We start from the raw sequence: 11,616 nt of genomic DNA, 5'->3' as shown, positions 1-11,616 counted from the left end.
GCAAGGCCAAATCATCCCAACCCCGACAGGGGCGCCTTGACGAAGGACATAGAGGCACCCCCCATGTTTGGCCGAGGATGGCGCAGACACGGACTCTCCTGGTGGACGTGGTGAAAGGCGGGCATGGTCGATGTTCGGAATCAGTCGGAATGCACGTCTTGGGTGGGGTGGCATCCGAGCCGCAGCATGACTTTGCTGCTGCCGCTCGTCGGGTCGGCGGCGACGGCGAGTGCTTCCCCGGCCCGTTCCAGCGGGAAGCGGTGGGTGATCAGCGGGGTCACGTCCAGTCCGTCACCGAGGGCGCGCAGTGCGTCGTCGATCTCCTCGACGAAGCGGTACGAGCCGATCCAGGTGATCTCCCGGGTCACCAGGTCGCCGAGGGCCGCCGCCACGGCCGTACCGGGCAGGTTGCCGACCTGGACGAGGGTGCCGCCCCGGGCCGTGGCCCGCAGCACGGGTCCGAGCGCGGCCGGGGCGCCGGAGGCCTCGAAGACCACCTCCACGTCCTCGGGCAGCACCTCGCCCGCGGAGAGGTCACGTGTCTCGTCGGCGCCCATGGCGCGGGCGACGGCGAGCGAGGACGACGACAGGTCCGCGGCGATCACCCGGCCCGCACCGCGGTACCGGGCGGCGGCGACGACCAGTGAGCCGATCGGGCCGCAGCCGTTGACCAGGACCGTACGGCCGCGCAGCTCCGGTACCCGGCCGACGGCGTGCAGCGCGACGGCCAACGGCTCGGCGACGGCGCCCTGTTCGGTGGTCACGCCGGCCGGCAGCGGCCGGATCTGGGCCGCGTCGACTGTCCGGTACTCGCTGAACCCGCCGTCGGTGTGCGGGTCGAAGGCCGCCGAGCCGAAGTAGCGGACGCGCGGGTAGAGGTTCGTCCGTCCGGCGATCCGCTCGGGAAGGACGCCGTCGCCGACCGGCCGGGCGGGATGGACGGTGACGGCCTGTCCCACGTCGAGGCCGGTGACTCCGTCGCCGAGTGCGGCGATCCGGCCGGCGAACTCGTGCCCGAGCACCAGCGGATGCGCGAGCGAGGCGGTGCCGGACGCGCCCTTCTTCCAGTACGCGATGTCGGAGCCGCAGATTCCGCCCCACTCCACGGCCAGCAGTACCTCGCCCGCGCCGGGCGTGGGCCGGGCCCGTTCGTCGACGCGGACGTCGTCGGGGCCGTGCACCACGACCGCCCTCATCCGGGGGGTGAGCGTCTTCATACGGCGTCCTCCAGCCGGACCAGGTCGCGTCCGCGTGTCTCGGGAGCGAGGTACGCGCTGACGAAGGTGATGAGCGAGTAGACGATGAGCATGGCGGCGATGGGCCACCAGCTGTCGGTGACGGCGGTGAGTGTGGCCGCGAGGACCGGCCCGATCGCGGTGGCGAGGATGCCGCCGATCTCCTTGGAGAGCGCGAGCTGGGTGAACCGGGTGCGGGAGCCGAAGAGTTCGGCCATGGTGACGCTTTCGAGGGAGAACAGACCGAGGACTCCGACGTTCAGACCGAGGATCATGCCGAGCATCACGCCCGGGGTCGATCCGGAGGTGATGAGGAGCATCACCGGGAAGGCGAGGACGACGGTCAGCGCGGAGAGCGCGAGGTAGACCGCGCGGCGTCCGAAGCGGTCACCCAGCAGACCGATCAGCGGCACGGTGGCGAAGCCCGCCAGTGAGCCGTACACGATCGCGTCCGTCGGCACGGACCGGCCGACCGCGAGGTTGGTGGCGATGTAGCCGACGAGGAACGTCTGCAGCAGCCCGGAGTTGCCGGCCTGGCCGAAGCGCAGGCCCAGTGCGAGGAAGAACGCCTTGCCCTTGCGCTGGCGGATGCCCGCCGCCAGGACACTGCCCTCGTGCTCGTCGGCGGTGGCGATCACGGACTCGACCTCGTCACGGGCCAGCGCCACACCGTCGACGACATCGGGACGCTTCTCGAAGACCGGGCTCTCCTTGAGACTGCGCCGCACCCAGACCGCGAAGATCATCAGGCCGAAGCTGAGCAGGAAGGGCAACCGCCAGCCCCACGACAGCAGTTGGTCCTCGCTGAGCACGGCGAGCAGGATGGCCCACAGGCCCGACGCGGCGAGCGTCCCGGAGTTCGTGCCGAGCGAGACCAGCGAAGAGATCAGGCCGCGCCGCTTGACGGGCGCGTACTCGGCCAGCATGACGGTGGCCCCCGCGATCTCGGCGCCCGCGCCGAAGCCCTGTGCCAGCCTCAGTACGACGAGCAGGATCGGCGCGAGGATGCCGATGGTGGCGTACGTGGGCAGGACTCCGATCAGGGTGGTGGAGGCGCCCATCAGCAGGATGGTGATGTACAGGACCTTCTTGCGGCCGAGCCGGTCGCCCATCCGCCCGAAGTAGACGGCCCCGGCGAGCCGGGCGACGTACCCGACGCCGTAGGTGGCCATGGCGGCGATGAGTCCGATGGCCGGGCTGACGTCCGGGAAGAAGATCTTGTTGAAGACGATCGCGGCGGCCAGCGAGTAGAGCTGGAAGTCCATGAACTCCATGGCCGTACCGAGCCAGCCCGACACGGCGGCGCGGGTCAGATCGCGGGTGCTGCGCTGTGCGGAAGGCGTCTGCTGAGCGGCTATGACGCTGTCCTTCATCGTGAACTCCGTTGTTCGTAACCGAGGAAGCTGTTGGGGACGGGGACGGGGACGGGGACGAGGGCGGGTCCGGGGACTGGGGAGGGTCAGAGCTCGACGCGTCCGGCGGCCAGGGCCGGGAGCCGGTCCGCGACGGCGGCGGTGAGGGCGTGGTCGTCCGCCAGATCCGCCGCGCCCAGGACACGCAGCAGGGCGCGTACTGTCTCGACGGGACTGGTCGCGGGCGTCCAGCAGGCGGCGAGCGCCTCGGCGACGGGATCGGAGGGGGCGCCGGCCGCGGGCGCGCCGGCCCGGCGGGTGCCGTGCACCCAGCCGGCGAGGGCGAGTTCGAGCACCGGGGTCGCCGTTGTCACCGAAGTCGCCGTAGTCATCGGGGCCGCCGGAGTCGCCGGGGGCGTCTTCGCGCCGTGGACGCGCAGTTCGCGCAGGGCGGGCAGCCAGCGCTCCGTGATCTTCAGGGATCCGTCGGAGCCGATCTGCCGCAGCAGATGGCGCATGGCGGGGTTGCGGAAGCGCACGACGAGGTCGTCGGCGTACGCGACGGGGTCCGGGCCGCCCGCGGGGAGGGTGGGCGCCACCTCCGCGCACAGCGCCCGTACGACACGCTCGCCCCAGTCCGTCGCCATGGTCTCGGCGATCGTGGTGAGTCCGGCGGCCAGGCCTAGGTGGGCGAGGGCGGAGTGGGAGCCGTTCAGCAACCGCAGCTTGGTGAGCTGATAGGGCGCCACGTCCGGCACGAACAGGGCTCCGTCGAGCTCCCAGGGCGGCCGGGGCGCGGTGAAGGAGTCCTCGAGGACCCACTGGCGGTACGGCTCACCCGTCACGGCGAGCGCGTCCCGTATACCGAGCGCGGCGGCGGCCGTCACCCGGTCGGCCTCGCCGGTGGCGGGCACGATCCGGTCCACGACGGTCGCGGGGAAGGCGACGGCCCCGGCCAGCCGGTCCAGGATCTCCGAGCGGTCGGGCCAGTCCGACGCGCGGACGAAGTCGTGGACGACCCGGGCCAGTGCCGCGCCGTTGCCCGCCATGTTGTCGCAGGACACGACGGCGAGCGGGGCCCCGCCCGCCCGCATCCGGGCGGCCAATCCGGCGGCGAGCCGCCCGACCACCGTGGTAAGCGGCCCGTCGGGGCCGGCCGCGAGGTCGGCGGCCACGGGCCCGGCCATGAGGTCGAGCCCGCCGGTCGACGCCGACCGGTGATACCCCTTCTCCGTCACGGTCAGCGTCACCACCGTGACCTCGGGGTCGGCGAGCAGGGCGTCGACGGCCTCGGCGTCCGGCCCCATGGCCAGCGCGCCGACGACCGAGCCCACGACGCGTGTGAGGTGTCCGTCCGGACGGCGTTCGGTGAGCGAGTACAGACAGTCCTGGTCCCGCAGGGCGCGTACGGTCCCGGCCGAACGGGGCGCGACCGCGGTGATGCCCCAGGGCTCACCGGAACGGGCGGCGGCTTGCTCGGTGTACACCGCCTGGTGGGCCCGATGGAAGGCGCCGAGGCCGAAGTGGACGACACGGGTGCGCAGTTCGGCCGGGTCGACTGCGGTCCGCAGTGCGGGCGCGAGCCGGGAGAGGGTCCCGCGGCTCAGCAGATCGTCGGTGCTCACCAGTCGTGCACCGACCCGTCGAGCCGGCGGGCCACCGGGAGGTAGCGCCGCTGGTAGGGGAAGCGCTCGGCCGCCTTCTCGTCGTACTCGACGCCGAGGCCGGGCTCGTCGGAGGGGTGGAGCATGCCGTCGGCGAGCGTCACTCCCGTACGGAACACCTCGGCGGTCTCGTCGGGGTGGCCCATGTACTCCTGGATGCCGAAGTTCGGCACGGCGATGTCGAGGTGCACGGCGGCGGCCATGCTCACGGGTGAGAGGTCGGTCGCCCCGTGGGAGCCGGTCCGCACCTGGTGGAGCGCGGCGAGGTCGAAGATCCGGCGCAGATGTGTGATGCCGCCCGCGTGGACGACGGTGGTGCGTACGTAGTCGATGAGCTGTTCGGTGATGAGGTGCTGGACGTCCCAGATCGAGTTCATCACCTCGCCGACCGCGATCGGTGTCGTGGTGTGCTGCCGGATGAGGCGGAAGGACTCCTGGTTCTCGGCCGGGGTCGGGTCCTCCATCCAGAACAGCCGGGAGGCCTCGACGCTCTTGCCGAACCGGGCCGCCTCGTTCGGGGTGAGCCGGTGGTGCACGTCGTGCAGGAGATGGAAGCCGAAGCCGAAGCGCTCCCGCACCGCTTCCAGATACCGGGGCGCGAAGTCGAGATAGGCCTCGGTGTCCCAGGGCTGTTCGTCGGGCAGCTCGGTCGCGGCGGGTTCGTAGACCTTGCCCTTGCGCACCCCGTACGTGCCCCCGACCTCGGGCACGGCGGCCTGGGCGCGTACGGCCTTGTAGCCCAGCTCCAGATAGCGCTGCACGTCGTCGAGGAGCGAGGGCACGTCGGTGCCGCTGGCGTGCGCGTAGACGAGTACGCCGTCGCGGGACCTGCCGCCGAGCAGCGCGTGGACGGGCAGTCCGGCGGTCTTGCCCAGGATGTCCCACAAGGCCGTGTCGACGGCGGCGATCGCGGTCATCGTGACGGGTCCGCGCCGCCAGTAGGCGCCCTTGTAGAGGTACTGCCACATGTCCTCGATACGGGCAGGGTCCCGGCCGATCAGCAGCGGGACCACGTGGTCGCGCAGATAGCTGGCGACGGCCAGTTCCCGGCCGTTGAGCGTGGCGTCGCCGAGGCCGGTCACCCCGTCCGTGGTGGTGATCCGCAGCGTCACGAAGGTCCGGCCGGGGGAGGCCACGAAGACCTCGACGCTTTCGATCCTGCTCACAAGCACTCCTCGGTACTTCTCTGTACTTCACTGCTCCGCACTCCACTGCTCCGCTATTCCTCGGCGCTCCTGGTCGCGAAGTACTTGTATACAAGCATCCGTATCGCAGTACGGCAATACTTGTGCCACGGTTCTACGTACGATGTGCACATGGCTCAAACGAACGGGCGGACGAACCGGCGCGACATCTATCTGAAACTGCGCCATCTGGTCCTGACCCTCGAACTCGCTCCGGGCGCCGCCCTCTCGGAGAACGAACTCGCCGCGTCGCTGGGCGTGAGCCGCACGCCGGTGCGGGAGAGCCTGATCCTGCTGGCCCAGGAGGGCCTGGTGCAGGTCTTCCCCAAGATCGGGTCGTTCGTGTCCCGGGTCGATCCGGCGCAGGTGGCCGACGCGCAGTTCCTCCGGGAGGCGGTAGAGCTCGCCTCGCTGGACGATCTGCCCGCGGTACTGGACCCCGCGGTCGTCGGCGAACTGCGGGCCAACCTCGACCGGCAGCGCCGATCGGACCTGGGCCTGGAGGAGTTCTTCGATCTGGACGAGGCGTTCCACCAGGGTCTGATGCGGTTGAGCGGGCACGGGAACGTCTGGACCACCGTCGCCGCCGCCAAGGGCCACCTGGACCGGGCCCGGCGCCTCGGTCTTCACGAGAACGAGTCACCTGCCGTGTTCGTCACCCAGCACCGCGAGATCTTCGACGCGATCATGGGCGGGAACGTCCCGCTCGCCCGCACCGCCATGCGCACGCATCTGCGAGCCGTCTTCGACGACATCGAACGCATTCGCGCGCACTCACCCGAGCTCTTCGCCGCCGACGCCTCAACCGTGCCCGTACGACGCAACATCGTGGTCTGGGAGTGAGCCCGCCGCTCACCCCGACCCCGTCGGCGCCGGCGGGCGGCCGTTCCAGTCGCAGTCCTTCGTCTTCCGCAGATCCGGTCCCTGCTGAGTACCGAAGTCCAGGGAGGGCTTCCGTCTGATGACCTGCGGTTCTCCGTACACGGAGAAGTACCGCAGGACCGGTCCGGTTCCTACAGCGACGCAGCCCGCACCGGTGCGCCGGGCGCAGCCCAGGTCGCCGATAAATGGCGTATCTGGAACAACCTGGGCAAGGCCGCCGAGCGGTGCGTGAGCGCCCATCGACGCTGTCTGCCCCCACTGACCCCGGAGGCGGGGCCACCGCAGTCCGACATCAACGGCCGCCGGGAGACGCTTCCCGTCTCGCACCGCCGCACCATAGAACTCGCCCGCACCCGCTGGCATCAGGTGCACGACCTGCTCGACGCAGGGACGGGAATCCGGGCGATCGCGCGCTGGCTTGGCCGGGGGCGGCACACCGTGCAGCGTTACGCACGTGCCGCCCGCCGGCAGGACCACGTGGCCCTCGAGCCCCGCCGCCCCAGCACCCTCGACCCGCACGCCGAGTACCTGCGGCAACGGTGGCAGCCCGGCACCGTGGTGATCAAAAACCTCCAACGCGAACTCCACGACCAGGGGGCCGACGTCAGATACTCCACCCTGCGCGACTGGATCATCCGCACCCTCCCGCCCCGTGAAGCGTCTCCCGCGCCGCCGCCCCGGCCGCCGACGGTCCGCCAGGTGACCGGGTCAGACGCCGCAAGCTAAACGCATTCGACCAGCGACCCCGATCACACCCGTTGAGAGCGGCGCTGAACAGGGAGTCGAGCGGATCGCCGTCGCATCCCACGACGAGGCAAGCAGCGGCGACCGGCCCCCGGAGAGGCCGACGAACCGGCCGAGGGCTGCCGCCTCGCACGGCAGCCCGGCCGGGTCGAGGCCGAGCGCGCGGGCCGCACGGTCGCGCCGCCGGTCGGGGTCCGGCACATCCTCGCGGTACTCGTCAGCGGCCGGCCGGAGTTCTCCGGCCGTCCGCCCGGGGGCATCGCGCCACCACGGTGCCACGAGAGACAACCTGACCAATTCCGGCAGCCCGACAGCCGGCGGTCCGGCTTCGACAGGAGCTTCGGCGTGGAGTGCTGCGCTGCGGGCTTCTTGTCGATGCGGAACCGGAGCCGGGCCGCGGCCGGTGGACGGGTCGGGTTGCAGGAGACTTCGGGTGGCGAGCCTAAGGCCGGGCGGACGGTTCGGACCGGACGGTCAGCGCAGGCGGCTGCCGAACTGCGCCGCTAGGTTCGGTGCCCCGATGTCCTTGGGTCCGAAGGCGACGGAACCCGTAGCCGTCGGCCCCGTGGCGGTGCCGCGCAGCGACCACACCGCGCCGGCCCGCGTGTTCTCCTCGACGGAGGAGGCGGCGAGGTCGGCATGGCCGTCACCGGTGACGTCGAGCAGCGCGGTGTCCGCCCCGAACAAGTCGCCCTTCTCGGCGACTCCCCGGACGCCCGCCGTGTTCTGGTGGAAGACCTGCGCCCCGGCGCCGGTGACGCCGTCGGCGCTGCCCCGCAGCAGGACGACCGAGCCCGCGTCGGCGACGGTGCCGACGTCCTCGCCCACGGCACCCACCGCCACATCGGCGTATCCGTCGCCCGTCACATCGCCGACGGCCACCGACCTGCCGAAGAGGTCCCCCTCTTCCTCGACGCCGGGCACGCCCGGCATGTTCTGGTCGAGCTTCTGCCCCTCCTCCTTGATGCCGCCCGCCGAACCGTAGGAGACGTAGGCCCTGGAGTTGTATTCGGGGTAGTCGGCGTCGCCCCTCACCAGGTCGTCGTAGCCGTCGCCGTTGATGTCGCCGATGGCCAGCGCGCCGGGCGCGCCGGGCACCCGGGCGCGCTTGAAGCCGGTGGGCGAGCCGTACAGGACGCCGCTGCCCCACTCGCCGTCACCGGCGTAGCGGTCCATGGCGATGTCGGCGTACCCGTCGCCGTTGAGGTCACCGACGGCTTTCGGGACGACCGGGCCCAACAGGCTCCTCGGGCCGTCCTCGCAGTCCTGCTCGGTGCAGGGGGCGGGGTGCTGGTCATTGTCGAGGCGGTCCCACTGCGACTTGTCCAGGAAGTCGAGGGTCTTGGCCGGTGTGCCGGTGCGGGCGATCGGGCCCTTCCAGAGTCGGGCCTGCTGGACGGCCCCGTCGTCGCCGTAGGACGGCACCCCGGCGAACAGGGCGAGGTCGGTCGTGTCGTCGCCGTCGAAGTCCCCGGCCATCGGGGACCGGCCGAAGGTGGCGATCTTGGTGCCGCCGGTCAGGCCGGCGGGGGAACCCCACAGGACCACCGAGCCCGCGTCCGCGCTCCTGCCACCGACACCGATGACCAGGTCCGCGTAACCGTCGTGGTCGAGGTCGCCCTTGGTGAACGTGCTGCCGAAGAACTCCTTGGCGGTGGCCGTCCCGGGCACCCCGCTCGTGGAGCGGCTGATGACCTTCTTGCGGGCGGGGTCGAGACCGTTCTTCGCCCCGTACGTCACCGCCACGTACCCGGCCTCGGCCTTGCCGGAGACCGTGCCGCCGGGAGCGCCGACGACCAGGTCCCCATACCCGTCGCCGTTGAAGTCGTCCGAGGGCTTGGCCGCCACGTCCGCGCGGGCCGCGCCGGCGGCGGCCTCGGCGCTGCCCTGCCCGAGGGTGAAGGACGAGAGGCCGCCGCCCACGAGCAGGGACGCGGCGAGCAGGGGCATGGTGAGACGGTTGGTGCGACTGGCGCGTGGCATACGACTTCCCTTGGTCAACGTTCCGCTGTGCTGCGACCAGTTGACCTTTCAGTGGTGCCGATAGTTGTACGGACGTTCGGTCTCTGTACGGGCGGAAGGGGTTCGAGCAGGGCCCATTCGGCGACGGTGGTGGCGGAGGGGTAGCGGCGAGGCCGGTGGCGGTCAGCGGCCGGCATGGCAGGACTCGCGTCAGGAGCGGGACAGCTTGGAGAACTGGGCGAGGATGGAGCGGACGCCGGTGAGCTGGTCAGTGACCGACTGGGCCCACTCGACCTCGGGGTAGCGGGCCAAGCCAGCTGTGCAACGCCCACCTCTACTACCGTCTCTGGTCGCACCAGTGTGACTTGCAGAGTCACGAAGGACGCTCCACTCCCGGTGACCGGGCGAGAGCAATGCCCCGGGACCACTCGAGCCGCAGGCCGGCCGCCGCTCTCCGTGCCGATGCCGCACGTCGGCCCCCAGCAGTCCGGTCCGTGCTGATCACACGGTGCGGGCGGACGACGTACGTCAACTCGGTCACCGGCGAGGTGACTTGCCCGGCCCTGTTCCTTGAACGCAACGGCCTACTTCGCCTGTCCGGTCCGTTCGGGGGACATCAACCCACCAGGAGGGGTTCACGCATGCGCATCACCCGCCCCGTCCGTCCGAGCCGCAGAACCGTGCTGCTCGGTGTCACCGCGGCCGTAGGGCTGTCAGCCGCCGCCGTCACCCTGCCCGGCACAGCCGGCGCGGCGCCCCACCACCCGATCCCTGGCCTGCGTGGCCACCTGGTCCACCGACTTCCGTGCCGACGCGGCCGAGATCGACGTTCCGGCGCTGATCCTGCACGGCACCGCCGACCGCATCCTGCCCAATCGAGGCCACCGGAGAACGCTTCCACCAGGCACTCCCGCGGGCCGACTACGTCGTCATCGAAGGCGCACCCCACGGCCTGCTGTGGACCCACGCCCGGGAAGTCACCGACGCCCTCCTCGCGTTCCTCGCCAAGTGACCAGCGGCCGACGCCTCACCTGACGCGAGCACTGTCAGGCCGAGGCGTCCTGCGGGTACCAGCGGAGTTCCACGGTGTTGCCGTCCGGGTCCTGCACGTAGATCGATGTGGCGTTGCCCCGTGCGCCGAAGCGGTCGACGGGACCTTCGAGGACGGTGAAGACCCCCGAAGCGATGACCTCCTCCCAGTCCAGCGGTTCCACGGTCAGACAGATGTGGTCGACGTTGGACTGTCCCCGAGGGCGACTGAACAGGTCGATGATGGTCTCATCGGTGATTCTCAGCGACGGGAACGGGACCTCGCCGGCTCGCCACTGTGCAACGCGTACTGGTTCCAGACCGAAGAGGCCGGTGTAGAAGTCCAGGGACCGCTCGACATCCTCGACGTTGAGGACCAGGTGGTCGAATGCCTTCACGTGCAGCGAGGGCCGTCCGGGTCGGGCGCCGGGGCTTCCTGCGGGGTGGCCGTGCTCCCGGCGCTCTTCGGTCCGGGCCGGGCCGGTGGTGATGTCCGAGACATTGTTCATGGGGTTTCCTTCGACGGTGGAGTCCGGGTGGGCGCTGTTCACGATCCCCTGGAGAGGAGTCCGGCATCAAGGCGGAATCGCCATACGATCGTTGAGCCTGATTCAACGAACGGGGGGCTCATGCTGGAGCGGGTGGAGATCGAGACCTTCCTGACGCTTGCCGAGGAGCTGCACTTCGGACGCACCGCCGAGCGCCTGTGCGTCACGACCGGGCGGGTCAGCCAGGTGATCAAGAAGCTTGAACGGCGGGTCGGCGGCATGCTGTTCGAGCGGACCAGCAGAACGGTTCGACTCACCGCGGTCGGGCTGCGGTTGGCCGATGACCTGGTGCCCTTGGTCGCCGGAATGGAGGAGGCGCTACGAAGGGCCACCGATGCCTGTCGTGGTGTCACGGGAGTGCTGCGGGTCGCCTTCCTCGGCGAGTGGACGGCACCAGCGCTCCTGAAGGTGGCGGGCCTGTTCAGCGAGCGCCACCCCGATTGCAGGGTCGAGGTCCGGGAGGTTCAGCTGTCCAACTCGCGCGCGAGCCTGCTCGACGGCTCGATAGACGTCCTCATCGCTTCGTACCCGTTTGATGGAATGGCCTGTGGGCCGGTGCTGCTGACGGAGAAGCGAGTGCTCGCCGTCGCGGCCGGGCATCCGCTCGCCGGCGAGGAGTCGGTGTCGCTCGAAGTGCTCGCGGAACACGCCGTGGTGCAGTATCCGGAGGTGACCTCAGCGGGGTTCAAGCGGGATCGCACACCGGATCGCACCCCTTCTGGCAGGCCAGTTCCCAAGGGGCCGGCCGGAGGCTCGTTCTCCGAAATGCTCACGCTGGTGGCGATGGGAAAGGGTGTTCTGCCGGTCGGGGAACATTCCCGGCGCTACTATCCGCGGCCGGATGTCGTTTATGTGCCGCTGCACGACGCACGGCCGATCGAGCGGGGGCCGGTCTGGCTGGAAGGGAACACCGCACAGAGTGTCCGCGAGTTCGTACGGGCTGCGGCAGACATTGCCGATAATTCACCGATCGCGTGAGCGTGCCGGCGCAATTCGCAAGGACCCGGGAGCAGCTG

9 protein-coding genes and 1 pseudogene are annotated in these 11,616 nt (G+C 70.6%); 4 read left to right on the top strand and 6 right to left on the bottom strand.

Annotation, left to right across the window (positions count from 1 at the left end):
* Positions 1-140: 140 nt before the first annotated feature.
* The 4 genes from IE226_RS41240 to manD all read right to left on the bottom strand — a co-directional run bounded on the left by IE226_RS41240 (position 141) and on the right by manD (position 5,417).
* The gene (locus tag IE226_RS41240) at positions 141-1,217 is read right to left on the bottom strand and encodes an L-idonate 5-dehydrogenase (protein WP_229871911.1); all 1,077 of its coding nucleotides are present in this window, start codon (positions 1,215-1,217) and stop codon (positions 141-143) included.
* Complete coding sequence (locus tag IE226_RS41235; RefSeq protein ID WP_190086655.1) at positions 1,214-2,608, bottom strand: MFS transporter; 1,395 nt, start codon at positions 2,606-2,608, stop codon at positions 1,214-1,216. Before IE226_RS41235 ends, IE226_RS41240 begins: the two co-directional genes overlap by 4 nt.
* An 86-nt stretch (positions 2,609-2,694) precedes the next feature.
* Positions 2,695-4,212 carry a mannitol dehydrogenase family protein gene (locus IE226_RS41230; protein WP_190086654.1) on the bottom strand — a complete coding sequence of 506 codons (1,518 nt, stop codon included), beginning with the start codon at positions 4,210-4,212 and terminating at the stop codon, positions 2,695-2,697.
* A complete protein-coding gene (gene manD / locus IE226_RS41225; protein WP_190086653.1) occupies positions 4,209-5,417 on the bottom strand; it encodes a D-mannonate dehydratase ManD in 1,209 nt (402 codons plus the stop codon). The genes IE226_RS41230 and manD overlap by 4 nt, the downstream gene beginning before the upstream one ends.
* A 150-nt stretch (positions 5,418-5,567) precedes the next feature.
* On the opposite strand from manD, the gene IE226_RS41220 reads away from it, so the two are divergent.
* Together IE226_RS41220 and IE226_RS41215 are read left to right on the top strand one after the other, a co-directional pair.
* Positions 5,568-6,278 carry a GntR family transcriptional regulator gene (locus IE226_RS41220; protein WP_190086652.1) on the top strand — a complete coding sequence of 237 codons (711 nt, stop codon included), beginning with the start codon at positions 5,568-5,570 and terminating at the stop codon, positions 6,276-6,278.
* 267 nt (positions 6,279-6,545) lie between these two features.
* The gene (locus IE226_RS41215; RefSeq protein WP_190086651.1) at positions 6,546-7,043 is read left to right on the top strand and encodes a hypothetical protein; all 498 of its coding nucleotides are present in this window, start codon (positions 6,546-6,548) and stop codon (positions 7,041-7,043) included.
* 492 nt (positions 7,044-7,535) lie between these two features.
* Here IE226_RS41215 and IE226_RS41210 read toward each other — a convergent pair whose 3' ends face one another.
* Positions 7,536-9,044, bottom strand: coding sequence for an FG-GAP-like repeat-containing protein (locus IE226_RS41210; RefSeq protein WP_190086650.1), 1,509 nt, complete (start codon positions 9,042-9,044; stop codon positions 7,536-7,538).
* A gap of 747 nt (positions 9,045-9,791) precedes the next feature.
* Here IE226_RS41210 and IE226_RS44620 point away from each other — a divergent pair.
* Positions 9,792-10,035: pseudogene (locus IE226_RS44620) on the top strand (alpha/beta fold hydrolase); the annotation flags it as partial.
* A gap of 34 nt (positions 10,036-10,069) precedes the next feature.
* Here the strand turns inward: IE226_RS44620 and IE226_RS41205 are convergent.
* Positions 10,070-10,456: a VOC family protein gene (locus IE226_RS41205; protein WP_229871914.1), complete on the bottom strand. Its 387-nt coding sequence runs from the start codon at positions 10,454-10,456 to the stop codon at positions 10,070-10,072.
* A 237-nt stretch (positions 10,457-10,693) separates the two neighbouring features.
* Here IE226_RS41205 and IE226_RS41200 point away from each other — a divergent pair, with 237 nt between their 5' ends.
* Positions 10,694-11,578 (top strand): LysR family transcriptional regulator, encoded by an 885-nt coding sequence (locus IE226_RS41200; protein ID WP_229871910.1) that lies wholly within the window; start codon positions 10,694-10,696, stop codon positions 11,576-11,578.
* Positions 11,579-11,616: the final 38 nt, after the last annotated feature.

Origin of the sequence: Streptomyces longisporoflavus (genome assembly GCF_014649775.1) — a bacterium.
Taxonomy (GTDB): domain Bacteria; phylum Actinomycetota; class Actinomycetes; order Streptomycetales; family Streptomycetaceae; genus Streptomyces; species Streptomyces longisporoflavus.
Note: the sequence above shows the minus strand (reverse complement) of the source record. Positions and strands in the feature narration are given on the sequence as shown.

Coding starts and splice junctions, on each gene's coding strand:
- IE226_RS41235 (WP_190086655.1), bottom strand. CDS start 2,608: ATGAAGGACAGCGTCATAGCCGCTCAGCAGACGCCTTCCGCACAGCGC.
- IE226_RS41220 (WP_190086652.1), top strand. CDS start 5,568: ATGGCTCAAACGAACGGGCGGACGAACCGGCGCGACATCTATCTGAAA.
- IE226_RS41240 (WP_229871911.1), bottom strand. CDS start 1,217: ATGAAGACGCTCACCCCCCGGATGAGGGCGGTCGTGGTGCACGGCCCC.
- IE226_RS41210 (WP_190086650.1), bottom strand. CDS start 9,044: ATGCCACGCGCCAGTCGCACCAACCGTCTCACCATGCCCCTGCTCGCC.